Source organism: Streptomyces sp. Mut1, from assembly GCF_030719295.1.
GTDB classification, from domain to species: Bacteria; Actinomycetota; Actinomycetes; order Streptomycetales; family Streptomycetaceae; genus Streptomyces; species Streptomyces castrisilvae.
In genome coordinates, this window is record NZ_CP120997.1 from 5,637,206 (window position 1) to 5,651,363 (window position 14,158).

Here is a 14,158-nt window from a genome sequence, read left to right on the forward strand (position 1 = left end):
ACCGTCCACGTCACCCGATCAGCGCATAGCAGATGCTGACGAACAGTCGGTTCGCATTTGGGCAAGAGCGGCAGACCGCTGCCCGCAGAAGCCTTCCGCGGCCTACTGTTGGAAGACGCGCCACCGGGCGAGGACCGGGGCGTGGTGGCACGGGCACGGAATCATCGGGTGACATCGGCATCGCCGGCTGTGAGAGGGACGGAATGAAACCGACCGAGAGCGCCGCACCGGTGGCGCGGCTGCAGGGTTTCGCCGGCCTCACCCCCAAAGTGGGTGCCGTCGTCGTCGCGCTCGCGGCGGTCCAGCTCGCGACCGGCTTCTACCGCACCCTGAGCGGGGGACACGCCCTCTTCCCCGACGGCAAGGCCGGCTGGTCGCTCGCCGTCCTCACCGGCATCGTCGTCGGCCACCTGGTCGCGCTCGGCCGCGACCGCTGGTGGGGCGGCACCGGCTCCGGCGCCGCGCTCACCCTGGCCGTCCTGCTGCTCTACGGCTGGGTGCCCGCCGGTCTGGTGAGCCTCGTCGTGGTCGTCCTCGTCGGCGTCGCCCGCCGGCACCGCTGGTGGCAGGGGCTGCTGCACGGGGCGGTGGACATCCTCGGGGTCGGCGCGGCGGCGCTGGTGCTCGCCGCGTTCGGCGAGGTGCAGTCCGTCGAGATGCCGTGGAAGCCACTCGACTGGGGCATCGCCGCCGTCCCCGAGGTGCTGCTCGCCGCCGCCACCTATCTGCTCGTCACCCGGGTCCTGCTGTGGTACTCCCGGGCCCAGCCGGGCGGCGGCCTGCCCACCGTCGCCCGCACCGCGATGCTCCGTCAGGGCCTCGTCGCGGTCGCCCTGCTCGGCATCGCCCCCCTGATCTGCGTCGTCGCGATGGCCAGACCCGTCCTGCTGCCGCTCTTCGCGGTGCCGCTGATCGCGCTCGACTCCACACTCTGGATCGCCCGTGCCCGAGCCGAGGAGCAGCTGAAGGACCCGCTGACCGGGCTGCCCAACCGGCAGTGGCTGCTGGAGCGGACCTGGGCGGCGCTGGAGGAGGCCGAGAGCGTCGGCAGCCGGACCGGGCTGGTCCTGATCGACCTCGACCGCTTCCGGGCGGTCAACGACACCCTCGGCCATCTCGCGGGCGACCGGCTGCTGCTCCAGATAGCGGAGCGGCTGCGGCTCGCCCTGCCGCGCGGCGCGGAGGCGGCCCGGCTCGGCGGCGACGAGTTCGCCGTCCTGCTGCCCACCGCCGACTCCACCACCAGCGCCCAGCGCGTCGCCCGCCACCTGGTCGCCGAGCTGTCCTCGCCGCTCGACCTGGACGGGCTCACCCTGGTCCTGGAGGCCAGCGCGGGCGTCGCCGTCTTCCCGGAACACGCGCTGGACGCGGAGGGGCTGCTGCGCCGGGCGGACGTGGCGATGTACCAGGCCAAGCGCGACCGCACGGGCGTGGAGGTCTACGAGTCCAAGCGCGACAGCAACACCCCGGACCGGCTCGGCCTCCTCGGCGATCTGCGCCGCGCGCTGGACGCGGGCGAGGTGGAGCTGCACTACCAGCCCAAGGTCCGCTTCGACGGCCAGGTGGCCGGGCTCGAAGCGCTGGTGCGCTGGGTGCACCCGGAGCGCGGCCGGGTCCCCCCGGACGAGTTCATCGCCATCGCCGAGTCCTCCGGGCTGATGCCGCACCTGACGGAGTACGTCCTGGAGACGGCGCTCGCCCAGGTCGCCCGGTGGCGCGCGCAGGGCCTCTTCGTACCCGTCGCGGTCAATGTCTCCCCGCGCGACGTGCACACCCCCGGGTTCGCGGGCGGCGTCGCGGCCCGGCTCGCCCGGCACGGGGTGCCCGCGGGAGCGCTCCAGCTGGAGATAACGGAGCACGTACTCCTGGAGGACCCGCAACGGGCCGCCGACACCCTGGCCGGGCTGACCGGGCACGGCGTGAAGATGTCCCTGGACGACTTCGGCACCGGGTACTCCTCCCTGGTCCATCTGCGCCGGCTGCCCGTCAGCGAGCTGAAGATCGACCGGTCCTTCGTGGCCCGGCTCGCCATCGACCACGAGGACGCGGAGATCGTCCGCTGCACGATCGACCTGGCCCACTCGCTCGGGCTGCTGGTCGTCGCCGAGGGCGTCGAGGACGACGAGACCTGGGAGCGGCTGCGGGACCTGCGCTGCGACGCGGTCCAGGGCTGGCTGGTGGCGGCCGCGATGCCGCCCCAGGAGACGACCGCGTGGCTGCGGGCCCGGGGCGAGCACGGCTGGCGCCGCCCGGCCGAGCTGGCCGCCGCGGCGGCCGCCGCCGCCGCCGCGGCAGCGGCGAGTGTGGCGGCCGCCGCGCCGACGCCCGAGCTGGAGCAGCGCCCCTCCGGGCGGACGGCCGGTTCACGGCCTTCGACGCCGTAGGACCGTCCCGGACGGCGAATCAGGCAGGTGGCCGTGGGCGGTGCCGGCGACCCCATAGGATTGGGCCAAAACCACACACCAACCCCTGAGGATCGCTGCATGCCTGGCATCACGCGCGAGGAGGTCGCCCACCTCGCCCGGCTGGCGCGTCTGGAGCTGAAGGGCGAAGAGCTCGATCACTTCGCCGGTCAGCTCGACGACATCATCGGCGCGGTCGCCCGCGTCTCCGAGGTCGCCGACCAAGACGTACCGCCGACCTCCCACCCGCTGCCGCTGACGAACGTCATGCGGGCGGACGTGGTCCGCCCGTCTCTCACCCCCGAGCAGGCGCTCTCCGGGGCCCCGGCCCAGGAGCAGCAGCGTTTCAAGGTGCCGCAGATCCTGGGGGAGGACTGACAGCCATGACGGACATCAGCAGCATCATCAAGCTCACCGCGGCCGAGATCGCCGCGAAGATCGCCTCCGGCGAGCTCACCGCCGTCGAGGTCACCGAGGCCCACCTGGCCCGGATCGAGGCCGTGGACGAGAAGGTCCACGCCTTCCTGCACGTCGACCGCGAGGGCGCGCTCGCGCAGGCCCGCGCGGTGGACGCCAAGAAGGCGGCCGGCGAGAAGCTCGGCCCGCTGGCCGGCGTCCCGCTCGCGCTGAAGGACATCTTCACCACGAAGGACATGCCGACCACCGTCGGCTCGAAGATCCTCGAAGGCTGGGTCCCGCCGTACGACGCGACCCTCACCCAGCGGCTGAAGGCCGCCGACGTCGTCATCCTCGGCAAGACCAACATGGACGAGTTCGCCATGGGGTCCTCCACCGAGAACAGCGCCTACGGCCCCACCGGCAACCCCTGGGACCTCACCCGCATCCCGGGCGGCTCCGGCGGCGGCTCGTCGGCCGCCCTCGCCTCCTTCGAGGCCCCCCTCGCCATCGGCACGGACACCGGCGGCTCCATCCGCCAGCCCGCCGCCGTCACCGGCACGGTCGGCGTCAAGCCCACCTACGGCGGGGTCTCCCGCTACGGCATGGTCGCCTTCTCCTCCTCCCTCGACCAGGGCGGCCCCTGCGCCCGCACGGTCCTGGACGCGGCCCTGCTGCACGAGGCCATCGCCGGGCACGACCCGATGGACTCCACGTCGATCGACGCGCCGGTCCCGCCGGTGGTCGAGGCCGCGCGGAGCGGCTCCGTACAGGGCATGCGCGTCGGTGTCGTCAAGCAGTTCTCCGGCAAGGGCTACCAGGCCGGTGTCGTCCAGCGCTTCGAGGAATCGGTCGAGCTGCTGAAGTCGCTCGGCGCCACGGTGGTCGAGCTGGACTGCCCGACGTTCGACCTCGCCCTTTCGGCGTACTACCTCATCGCTCCGTCCGAGTGCTCCTCGAACCTCGCCCGGTTCGACGCCATGCGCTACGGCCTGCGGGTCGGCGACGACGGCACCAAGTCCGCCGAGGACGTCACCGCGCTCACCCGCGAGGCCGGCTTCGGCGACGAGGTCAAGCGCCGCGTCATCCTCGGCACGTACGCGCTCAGCTCCGGCTACTACGACGCGTACTACGGCTCGGCGCAGAAGGTCCGCACCCTGATCACGCGGGAGTTCGAGCAGGCCTTCGAGCAGGTCGACGTGATCGTCTCCCCGACGACGCCCACCACCGCCTTCCCGATCGGCGAGCGCGCCGACGACCCGATGGCGATGTACCTGGCCGACCTCTGCACCATTCCGACCAACCTGGCGGGCAACGCCGCCATGTCGCTGCCCTGCGGCCTGGCGCCCGAGGACGGCCTGCCGGTCGGACTGCAGATCATCGCCCCCGCCATGAAGGACGACCGGCTGTACAAGGTCGGAGCCGCCGTCGAGGCCGCATTCGTGGAAAAGTGGGGGCACCCACTGCTTGAGGAGGCTCCGTCGCTGTGACTGCCATGGCAAAGCAGGCCAAGAACTTCAAGAAGTCGAAGACCGGGCTGTACATCTCGCTCGGATCGACCGCGTTCGGCGCGATCAGCGTCGCCAAGCAGGCGAAGCTCGCGCGCAACGACAACGACATGCTGCGGCTCGTCGACGCCGCGGTGTCCGCCGCCGCCATCGTCACGGGCCTCGCGATCCTCTATCGCGAACTGAAGCGTCTCGGCGACGACGACGTTCTGCTGGGCTGAGAGGGAAAGTTTTCACCGTGACTGTCATCGACCTGGAGTCGTACGAGGACGCCCTCGCGACGTACGACCCCGTCATGGGCCTTGAGGTCCATGTGGAGCTCGGCACCAAGACGAAGATGTTCTGCGGCTGCTCCACCGAGCTGAAGCAGGACGCCAACTCGCAGACCTGCCCGGTCTGCCTCGGGCTGCCCGGCGCGCTGCCGGTCGTCAACGAGATCGGCGTCGAGTCCGCCATCAAGATCGGCCTCGCGCTGAACTGCGAGATCGCCGAGTGGTGCCGCTTCGCCCGGAAGAACTACTTCTATCCGGACATGCCGAAGAACTTCCAGACCTCCCAGTACGACGAGCCGATCGCCTTCGACGGCTATCTGGACGTCCAGCTGGAGGACGGCGAGATCTTCCGGGTGCAGATCGAGCGCGCCCACATGGAGGAGGACACCGGCAAGTCGACGCACGTCGGCGGCGCCACCGGCCGTATCCACGGCGCGTCCCACTCCCTGCTCGACTACAACCGCGCGGGCATCCCGCTCATCGAGATCGTCACCAAGCCGATCGAGGGAGCGGGCGCACGCGCCCCCGAGGTCGCCAAGGCGTACGTCGCCGAGCTGCGCGAGCTGATCAAGGCGCTCGGCGTCTCCGAGGCCCGCATGGAGATGGGCCAGATGCGCTGCGACGTCAACCTGTCGCTGCGCCCGAACGGCACCGAGAAGTTCGGTACGCGCTCCGAGACGAAGAACGTGAACTCGCTGCGTTCCGTCGAGCGGGCCGCCCGCTTCGAGATCCAGCGCCACGCCGCGGTGCTGAACTCCGGCGGCACGATCGTGCAGGAGACCCGGCACTTCCACGAGGAGGACGGCTCCACCACGGCCGGCCGCATCAAGGACAACGCCGAGGACTACCGCTACTTCCCCGAGCCCGACCTCGTGCCGGTCGCCCCGGCCCGCGAGTGGGTCGAGGAACTGCGCAAGGGGCTCCCCGAGCTGCCGCGGCTGCGCCGCGCCCGGCTCAAGGAGGAGTGGGGCGTCTCCGAGCACGACATGCAGTCCATCCTCAACGCGGGCGCGGTCGAGCTGATCGTCGCCACGATCGAGGCGGGCGCCCCGTCGGACCAGGCCCGCAAGTGGTGGATGGGCGAGCTGGCCCGTAATGCCAACGAGACCGGCCGCGGTCTGGACGAGCTGCCCGTCACCCCGGCGCAGGTCGCCCGGGTGGCCGAGCTCGTCGCCTCGGGCGACCTCAACGACAAGCTGGCCCGCCAGGTCCTGGAGGGTGTCCTCGCGGGCGAGGGCGACCCGGACACCGTCGTCGAGAAGCGCGGCCTGAAGGTCGTCTCCGACGAGGGCGCCCTGTCCACGGCCGTGGACGAGGCCATCGCGGGCAACGCCGCCATCGCGGACAAGATCCGCGGCGGCAAGGTCGCGGCGGCCGGTGCGCTGGTCGGCGCGGTCATGAAGGCGACCCGTGGCCAGGCGGACGCGGCCCGGGTGCGCGAGCTGATCCTGGAGAAGCTCGGCGTCGAGGGCTGAGCCCTTCCCAGGCCCCGAGGGGCGGTGCTTCCGGTACGGACCGGGGGCGCCGCCCCTTCGCCGTGCCGGGTCCCTCGTACGGGGGTGCCGATGTCGCCCATAGGGTGATCCGCCCCCTGTGACCCTCCCCACGAAACGGGCAAATGATCACAGATGGCTGCGAGAGTGGCCGTTCTCAGGTCATGCGTTTTCCTGCGGTCGGCTCGTCGGGCCCCCGGGGAGGCACGAACCCGCAGGGAGTACGTCCCTTGGCTGCCATCGCCCGCTGGTGCGTCACGCACCGCCTCCTCGCCGTCCTCATCTGGCTGTTCGCCCTCGGGGGCACGGCCGCAGCCGCGGGGTTCGCGGGGTCGGCCTACTCCAACGACTACGAGGCGCCCGGCACCGAGTCCGGCCGGGCCACCGAACTGCTGAAGAGCGGCTTCACCGATCTCGGCGGCGACACCGACACCATCGTCTGGCACACCGACGACTCCACCGTGCGCGCCGACGACGTCGAGCAGAAGATGACCCGGACCCTGCACACCGTCGAGCGGCTGCCGGGCGTCGGCGCGGTCGACGGACCGTACACTGAGACCGGCGCCGCGCAGATCAGCGCGGACGAGCGCACCGCCTACGCCACCGTCACCTTCCACCAGCGCGCCGACGACGTCCCCGTGGGGCAGGCCCAGGCGGTCGTGGACACCGCGAAGGCCGCCGAGAGCCCGCACCTGCGCGTCGAACTGGGCGGCTCGGCCGTCGCCCTCACCGAGGCACCGGCCGTGCACCTCAGCGAGGCCATCGGGGTCGCCGTCGCGGCCGTCGTCCTCTTCCTCGCCTTCGGCTCGCTCGCCGCGAGCATGCTGCCCATCGCCACCGCGCTCGTCTCCGTCGGCACCGCCTACGCGGGCATCGTGCTGCTCGGCCACGTCATGACCGTCGCCGACTTCGCGCCGATGCTCGGCATGCTGATAGGGCTCGGCGTCGGCATCGACTACGCGCTGTTCATCGTCACCCGGCACCGCAGAGGGCTGCGGCGCGGGCTGACCGTGCCCGAGGCCGCGCAGCACGCGGTCGCGACGACCGGGCGGGCCGTCGTCTTCGCCGGAGCCACCGTCTGCATCGCGCTGCTCGGCATGCTGATCCTGCGGCTGAGCTTCCTCAACGGCGTCGCCATCGCCGCGTCCGTCACCGTCGTCCTGACCGTCGCCGCCTCGGTGACCCTGCTGCCGGCCCTGCTGTCGCTCATCGGGCTGCGGGCGCTGAGCCGACGCGAACGCGCCCGGCTGGCCGCCCACGGGCCGCAGCCCGAATCGCCCACCGGCCTCGCCGCCCGCTGGTCCGCCTTCGTGGAACGGCACCCCAAACTGCTGGGCTCCCTCGCCGTCGTCGTGATGCTGGTCCTCGCCCTGCCCACCTTCTCGCTCCACCTCGGCAGCTCCGACCAGGGCAACAACGCCCGGTCCTCCACCACCCGGCAGGCGTACGACCTGCTCGCCGACGGCTTCGGCCCCGGTGTCAACGGACCGCTGACCATCGCCGCGCACCTGGACGGCGCCGACGACCGGCTCGCGATGGACGCCCTGCCCGCCACCCTGCGGGCCGTCGACGGGGTGGCCCGGGTCCACCCGGTCACGTACAACGCGGGCGGCGACACCGCGTTCGTCACCGTCGTCCCCGACTCCTCGCCGCAGTCCCGCGAGACCAGCGTCCTGGTCGAGCGGCTGCGCACGGACGTGCTCCCGAAGGCGGCGGACAACACCTCGCTGGAGACCCATGTGGGCGGGGTGACGGCCAGCTACGACGACTTCGCGCAGGTCATCATCGGCAAACTGCCGCTGTTCATCGGCGTCGTCATAGGGCTCGGCTGCCTGCTCCTGCTGATGGCCTTCCGCTCCATCGGCATCCCGCTCAAGGCGGCCGCGATGAACGTCGCGGCGGTCGCCTCGTCGTTCGGTGTCGTCGTCGCGATCTTCCAGTGGGGCTGGGGCAGCGAACTGCTGGGCCTCGGCAGCGCGGGCCCCATCGAGCCCTTCCTCCCGGTCATCATGGTCTCGGTCCTCTTCGGCCTCTCCATGGACTACCAGGTCTTCCTGGTCGGCCGGATGTACGAGGAGTGGCTGGAGACCGGCGACAACCGGCGCGCGGTCCGGGTGGGCCTCGCCGAGACCGGGCGGGTGATCAACTCGGCCGCGGTGATCATGATCTCGGTGTTCCTCGCCTTCGTCCTGAGCGGCGACCGGGTCATCGCGATGTTCGGCATCGCCCTGGCGGCGGCCGTGGCCCTGGACGCCTTCGTCCTGCGCACCCTGCTCGTCCCGGCGCTGATGCACCTGCTGGGCGGGGCGAACTGGTGGCTGCCCGGCTGGCTGGAGCGGCGGCTGCCCCGCCTGAGCATCGAACCGCCCGACCGCGCCGTGCCGCGCGTCCCGGCCCCGGGGGCGCCGGCCCGCGAGGAGGCCATCGCCGAGCGCGTCCACTGACCGCGCGCGCGGGGCGCCGCCGGCCGTTAAGCGGCCTCTCATCTGCGCCACCTAGCGTGCGTCCCATGAACCCCACGACTCCCACCACTCCCAAAGCCCCCGTCGCCGAGGGCGACGGCGAGAAGACGACCGAGAACGTCACCGACACCGCGGCGAAGGACGCGGACCAGCAGGACACCGACGAGGCGGGCCGGGGGGCCGAGGCGGACGCGGAACTCGAAGCCGACGAGCACGACACCGACGACGAGGAGTCCTCCGGGCTCGTCGCCGCCGCGGCGGCCGTGGTCTCCGCGGGACTCGGCGTCGTCTCGCTCACGGGCGGCTGGACCAGCCGGGTCGCCGCCGAGCGCGAGACCCTGATCGGCCAGATCAAGACATCGTCCGGCGGCTCCGCCGCCCAGCAGATCTCCGAGATATACGGCGACGCCTGGCACGCCACCGCCCTGGTCAACGGCCTGTTCGGCCTGCTCGCCCTGCTGGTCGGCTGCTACGTCCTGGTCCGGCCCGCGTTCGGCGCCCCGACCACGCACCCGCAGGCCGGCTGGGTCCGCTCGGTGGCCAAGGGCGGCATCGCGCTCGGCACCCTCGGCGTGCTGATCTCCGTGGCGATGTACTTCGACCTCATCGTGGCTCTTCCCACGGCGGGATAGCGGACGCCCTTCCCACGGCGGGATAGGGGACCCCGGTCACGGCCCTAAGGCATGGCCGGGCGGATCGGCCGGGCCTCTGCGGTGGTACGGACCCGCGCCTAAGGCCCCCGCACCCCACAGATGCGGAACTCGCCCGATGTGGCGCACCCCCCTGGGGGACGAGAGTGGTGGCACGGCAGATGAACTGCCGCCGCCGAGGCCCGGACGGGCCCGTCAACCAGGGGGACATCCCATGTACGAGCTCGAACTCCACAAGATCATGCAGGCCGAACTGGTCCGCCGCGCCGACCACCAGCGGCTCGTCAGGGAGGCCCGGGGCGCCCGCCGGTCCGCCCGCGGTTCCGCACACCAGGACGGCGAGAGGCCGGTGAGTACGGCCGGCGCCTGGGAACGGTTCACCCACGCCGCGTAGGGCGGGCCCGATGGACCGGGACCGCACGGCATGAGCGCCCGGGAAATTCCGGCCGCGTTGTCGGACCCGTGTGCGATGCTCGGCCACGTGGAGACCAGGTCAGTCAGCCCCGTGTTCGTCGGCCGCACCGGCGAACTCACCTCGCTCACCGGCGCGCTCACCCGCGCCACCGCCGAACCCTCCGGCGCCGTCGGGGGGTTCGGCGGCGAACCGCAGGCCCTGCTCATCGGCGGCGAGGCGGGGGTCGGCAAGACCCGCCTGGTCGAGGAGTTCCTCGCCGTGGCCGTCCGCCGCGAGGCCGTCGTCGCCGTCGGCGGCTGCGTCGAGATCGGCGCCGACGGCCTGCCGTACGCCCCCTTCTCCACCGCCCTGCGCGCCCTGCTGCGCGCGCTGCCCGAGGAGATGGCCGCCGCCTGCGCCGGCCAGGAGGGCGAGCTGGCCCGGCTCCTGCCCGAGCTGGGCGAGACGGGCCGGGACGGCTTCGACGAGCTCGGCACCGCCCGCCTCTTCGAACTCACCGTCCGGCTGCTGGAGCGCATCTCCGCCGACCGGGCCGTCGTCCTCGTCCTGGAGGACCTGCACTGGGCGGACTCCTCCACCCGCCACCTCCTCGCCTACCTCTTCCGCACCCTGAGCAGCGGCCGCCTCGTCGTCGTCGGCACCTACCGCGCCGACGACATCCACCGCCGCCACCCGCTGCGCCCCCTCCTCGCCGAACTGGACCGGCTGCGCACCGTCCGCCGCATCGAACTCGCCCGGTTCACCCGGTCCGAGGTCCGCCGCCAGCTCGCCGGCATCCTCGCCGACACCCCCGAACCGGCCCTCGTGGACGAGATTTTCGAGCGCTCCGACGGCAACGCCTTCTTCGTCGAGGAGCTGGCCTGCACCCTGGAGTGCGGGGACGGGGCCGGCCTGCCCGACTCGCTGCGCGACCTCCTCCTCGTCCGCGTCGAAGCGCTCTCCGACGACGCCCAGAAGATCGCCAGGATCGTCGCCGAGGGCGGCTCCGCCGTCGAGTACGAGCTGCTCGCCGCCGTCGCGGGGCTCGCCGAGGACGACCTCATCGAGGCCCTGCGCACCGCCGTCGGCGCCAACCTGCTGCTCACGACCCCGGAGGGCAACGGCTACCGCTTCCGCCACTCCCTGGTCCGCGAGGCCGTCAGCGACGACCTGCTCCCCGGCGAACGCTCACGGCTCAACCGCCGCTACGCCGAGGCCCTGGAGGCCGACCCCGGCCTGGTGGCGGGCGGCGAGCGCGCCACCCGCCTGGCCAGCTACTGGTACGGGGCGCACGACCCGGCCAAGGCGCTGCCCGCCGTCCTGAAGGCCTCCGTCGAAGCCCGCCACCGCAACGCCTACGCCGAACAACTGCGGCTGCTGGAAAGGGCGCTGGAGCTGTGGGACGACGCCCCCGAGGCGGTACGCGCGACCCTGCGCCCCATCGACTACGCCGAGGTCTACCCCGCCTGCGGGCGGGACGGCGGCACCCCGCTGCGCTATCTCGACCTGATGGCCGAGGCCACCGTCGCCGCCCGCCTCGGCGGAGAGCGCGAACGGGCCTTCGCCATCTGCAAGAAGGCGCTGCGCATCCTGGAGAGCGAGGACGACGCCCTGCGCGCCGCCTGGTTCTGGGTGCAGCGCTCCCGCCTGGTCCAGGACCTCACCCGCGGCGACGGCTGGGAGGAGCTGGCCACGGCCGAACGGCTGGTGCGGGGCCTGCCGCCGTCGGCGGTGCACGCGGACGTCCTGATGATGGTGGCCGGCTGGGGCGCCCTGCACCTCCCCGGCGCCGACACCCTGGCCGCCGCCGACCGGGCCGTGGAGTACGCGCAACTGGTCGGCGACGAGTACATCGAGCTGCACGCCCGGCTCACCCGCGGCTGGCTCAACGCGGACGCCGGGGCCGTCGACGAGGGCATCGCCGAGATGTACGCCGTCCGCGACCGGGCCGACGAGCTGGGCCTCATCGACATCATGGGCCGCGCCAGCATCAACCTCCCCTCCACCCTGGAGGCCATGGGCCGCTCCCTGGAAGCGGTGACCGCCGCCGACCACGGCATCGGGATCTGCCACGAGCACGGCGTCGCGGACATGGAGGCCTGGGTCCGCACCAACCAGGCGATGTCCCTGTTCGCGCTGGGGCGCTGGGACGAGGCGGTGGCCACCACCGACGCGGCCGCCCGCAAGTCGCTGTCCCGCAAGTCGCAGGGGCTCGTCGCCGCCCGCCGCACCGAAGTGGCCGTCGCGCGCGGCGACCTCGTCGAGGCCGAGCGCCAACTCGCGCTGACCCGCAGGTGTTTCGGCTCCAGCGACCCACAGCCGCAGCACTTCATCAACCCCGTACGGCACGCCATCCAGCTCGCCGTGCAGCAGGGCCGGCTGCCCGAGGCCCGCGCCGCCTTCCGGGCCCAGGCCGCCGAGGGCTTCCCCACCGGCACCCAGCGGTACGCCTTCCCGATGCTGCACGTCGTCGCCGCCGCGGAGGCCGACGCCCGGGGACTGCCCGCCACCGAGCCCGACCGGCCCGCCATCCTCGACCTGGTCCGCACCCACCTCAAGCGGCTGCCGGCCCTCGTCCCGGTGTGGGCCGCCCATGTGCTGCTGATCGACGCGGAGCTGGCCAGGGCGGAGGGGACCGACACCCCCGACCACTGGGCCGGCGCCGCGCGGGCCTTCGCCCCGCTGCACCGCCCGTACGAACTGGCGCAGATCCGCCACCGCTGGGCGGAGGCGCTGCTCGTCGCCTCCGGTGACCGGGCCACCGCCACCGGCCTGCTGCGCGAGGCCCATGACACCGCCGTGGGCCTCCGCGCCCGCCCGCTCACCGAGACCATCGAGCTGCTGGCCGGCCGCGCCCGCATCACCCTCACCGCCACGGGGGACGCGCCGGCCGAGGAGATACCGGCGGCGGTCGTCGTCCCGGACGAGACCGGCGCCCCCGGGCCGCCCCCGGTCCGGGACCCCTCCGAGGAGCAGCTGCGGGCCGCGGCCGCCGCCGTGGAGTCCTTCGGCCTGACCCCGCGCGAGCAGGACGTGCACCGGCTGGTCGCGGCGGGCCTCACCAACCGCAGGATCGCCGAGGAGCTGTACATCTCGCCCAAGACCGCCAGCGTCCACGTCTCCAACATCCTCGCCAAGCTGGGCGTGACCGGCCGGGGCGAGGCGGCGGCCCTGGCCCACCGGCTGCGCCTGTACCGCGTGCCGGAGAATCCGTGAGCCGGCCGCCGCCGGGCCCTACTCCACCTCGATCAGCAGGATCCTGTCGTCGCCGGCCTTCGGGGTGCCGCGGGTGTCGGTCTCGCTGGTGACCAGCCAGAGCTTGTCGCCGCCCGCCGCCAGCACGGTCCGCAGCCGGCCGTACTCGCCCTCCAGGAACGCCTGCGGGTCCGCCAGGGGCTCCTTGTCCGCCCCGTCCTCACGGGACAGCGGAATCCGCCACAGCCGCTCGCCGCGCAGCCCGGCCATCCAGATCGAGCCCTTGGCGTAGGCGATCCCGCTCGGCGACGCCTCGGAGGTCTTCCACTGCGCCACGGGGTCGCGGAACCCCTTCTCGTGCGCCGTGCCCTCGACGTCCGGCCAGCCGTAGTTGCCGCCCGGCTCGATCAGGTTCAGCTCGTCCCAGGTGTCCTGGCCGAACTCCGAGGCCCACAGCCGCTTCTCCGCGTCCCAGGCCAGCCCCTGCACATTGCGGTGCCCGTACGAATACACCACGGAGTCCGCCTCCGGGTTGCCGTGCAGCGGCTCGCCGTCGGGCGTCATCCGCAGGATCTTGCCGGCCAGGGACTCCTTGTCCTGGGCGCGCCCGTCGTCGCCGGTCTCGCCGGTGCCCGCGTACAGCATGTGGTCGGGGCCGAAGGCGATCCGGCCCCCGTTGTGGATGGTGCCCTTGGGGATGCCGCGCAGGATGGTGTCGGGGGCGCCGAGCTGCTGGCCGGGGGTGGAGCCGTTCTCGTCGTAGAGCATGCGGGCGATGCGGTTGTCCGACGCCGTGGTGAAGTACGCGTACACGAGGTGGTCCGTGCCGAAGTCCGGGGACACGGCGATGCCCAGCAGCCCGCCCTCGCCGGCCGGGGCCACCCCGGGGACGGTGCCGAGCAGCGTCTTCTTCCCGCTCTTCGCGTCGATCCGGGTGATCGTCCCCTCGTCGCGGGAACCGACCAGGAGGTCACCGCCGGGCAGCGCCGCGAGGCCCCACGGCGACTTCAGCCCCTTGGTGAGCGTCGACACCACCGTCACCGAGCCCTTGGCGGGCGGCTGATCGGCCGGGGGCCGCGAGGCGGACGGCGACGGCGAGGCGGACTTCCCGGGCGGGGCCGAGGGCGAGCCGGCCGGTGAACCGGTGCCCCGGCCCGCCGGACTCTCCGCGTCGTCCTGCGAGGTGCACCCCGCGGCGAGCAGCAGGGCACCGGCCGCCAGCACGGCCACCGCGCCCCGCCGCGCCCCGCGGCCACCCCCGCCGGGCCCCGTACGACGCCCCACCGGGTCCTGCACTGATCCGAACACCGCACCGATCCCTTCGACGGCCGCTTGTCTATGTGTTCTTACACCGCGGCAGCCCTCGGGGTTACCGACCCGGGCACT

10 protein-coding genes are annotated in these 14,158 nt (G+C 72.9%); 9 read left to right on the top strand and 1 reads right to left on the bottom strand.

Annotated features, from left to right (window positions below; all coding sequences use genetic code 11):
* Window positions 1–203 precede the first annotated feature (203 nt).
* The 9 genes from P8A18_RS24655 to P8A18_RS24695 all read left to right on the top strand — a co-directional run bounded on the left by P8A18_RS24655 (window position 204) and on the right by P8A18_RS24695 (window position 12,793).
* On the top strand, window positions 204–2,384 hold the full coding sequence (locus P8A18_RS24655; protein ID WP_306057715.1) for a putative bifunctional diguanylate cyclase/phosphodiesterase: 2,181 nt from the start codon (window positions 204–206) through the stop codon (window positions 2,382–2,384).
* A 99-nt stretch (window positions 2,385–2,483) separates the two neighbouring features.
* On the top strand, window positions 2,484–2,780 hold the full coding sequence (gene gatC / locus P8A18_RS24660) for an Asp-tRNA(Asn)/Glu-tRNA(Gln) amidotransferase subunit GatC (RefSeq protein ID WP_018102521.1): 297 nt from the start codon (window positions 2,484–2,486) through the stop codon (window positions 2,778–2,780).
* Window positions 2,781–2,785: 5 nt separating this feature from the next.
* A complete protein-coding gene (gatA, locus tag P8A18_RS24665; RefSeq protein WP_306057719.1) occupies window positions 2,786–4,288 on the top strand; it encodes an Asp-tRNA(Asn)/Glu-tRNA(Gln) amidotransferase subunit GatA in 1,503 nt (500 codons plus the stop codon).
* 5 nt (window positions 4,289–4,293) lie between these two features.
* The gene (locus P8A18_RS24670; protein ID WP_018553212.1) at window positions 4,294–4,527 is read left to right on the top strand and encodes a hypothetical protein; all 234 of its coding nucleotides are present in this window, start codon (window positions 4,294–4,296) and stop codon (window positions 4,525–4,527) included.
* 17 nt (window positions 4,528–4,544) lie between these two features.
* Window positions 4,545–6,053: an Asp-tRNA(Asn)/Glu-tRNA(Gln) amidotransferase subunit GatB gene (gatB, locus tag P8A18_RS24675; RefSeq protein WP_306057723.1), complete on the top strand. Its 1,509-nt coding sequence runs from the start codon at window positions 4,545–4,547 to the stop codon at window positions 6,051–6,053.
* 248 nt (window positions 6,054–6,301) lie between these two features.
* Window positions 6,302–8,515 (top strand): MMPL family transporter, encoded by a 2,214-nt coding sequence (locus tag P8A18_RS24680; RefSeq protein ID WP_306057725.1) that lies wholly within the window; start codon window positions 6,302–6,304, stop codon window positions 8,513–8,515.
* Between the two features lie 65 nt (window positions 8,516–8,580).
* Window positions 8,581–9,165, top strand: coding sequence for a hypothetical protein (locus P8A18_RS24685; RefSeq protein WP_306057727.1), 585 nt, complete (start codon window positions 8,581–8,583; stop codon window positions 9,163–9,165).
* Window positions 9,166–9,397: 232 nt separating this feature from the next.
* A complete protein-coding gene (locus tag P8A18_RS24690) occupies window positions 9,398–9,577 on the top strand; it encodes a hypothetical protein (RefSeq protein ID WP_306057729.1) in 180 nt (59 codons plus the stop codon).
* A 75-nt stretch (window positions 9,578–9,652) separates the two neighbouring features.
* Window positions 9,653–12,793, top strand: a complete 3,141-nt coding sequence (locus P8A18_RS24695) for a helix-turn-helix transcriptional regulator (RefSeq protein WP_371933789.1) — start codon at window positions 9,653–9,655, stop codon at window positions 12,791–12,793.
* A gap of 18 nt (window positions 12,794–12,811) precedes the next feature.
* Here the strand turns inward: P8A18_RS24695 and P8A18_RS24700 are convergent, their stop codons facing one another.
* Window positions 12,812–14,002, bottom strand: a complete 1,191-nt coding sequence (locus P8A18_RS24700; RefSeq protein ID WP_306061123.1) for a PQQ-dependent sugar dehydrogenase — start codon at window positions 14,000–14,002, stop codon at window positions 12,812–12,814.
* Between the last annotated feature and the right edge of the window lie 156 nt (window positions 14,003–14,158).

What these genes read in the sequence shown, in the direction of transcription:
- P8A18_RS24670 (WP_018553212.1), top strand. Translation starts at nt 4,294, where the DNA reads ATGGCAAAGCAGGCCAAGAACTTCAAGAAGTCGAAGACCGGGCTGTAC.
- P8A18_RS24690 (WP_306057729.1), top strand. Translation starts at nt 9,398, where the DNA reads ATGTACGAGCTCGAACTCCACAAGATCATGCAGGCCGAACTGGTCCGC.
- P8A18_RS24695 (WP_371933789.1), top strand. Translation starts at nt 9,653, where the DNA reads ATGCTCGGCCACGTGGAGACCAGGTCAGTCAGCCCCGTGTTCGTCGGC.
- gatA (WP_306057719.1), top strand. Translation starts at nt 2,786, where the DNA reads ATGACGGACATCAGCAGCATCATCAAGCTCACCGCGGCCGAGATCGCC.
- P8A18_RS24655 (WP_306057715.1), top strand. Translation starts at nt 204, where the DNA reads ATGAAACCGACCGAGAGCGCCGCACCGGTGGCGCGGCTGCAGGGTTTC.
- gatC (WP_018102521.1), top strand. Translation starts at nt 2,484, where the DNA reads ATGCCTGGCATCACGCGCGAGGAGGTCGCCCACCTCGCCCGGCTGGCG.
- P8A18_RS24685 (WP_306057727.1), top strand. Translation starts at nt 8,581, where the DNA reads ATGAACCCCACGACTCCCACCACTCCCAAAGCCCCCGTCGCCGAGGGC.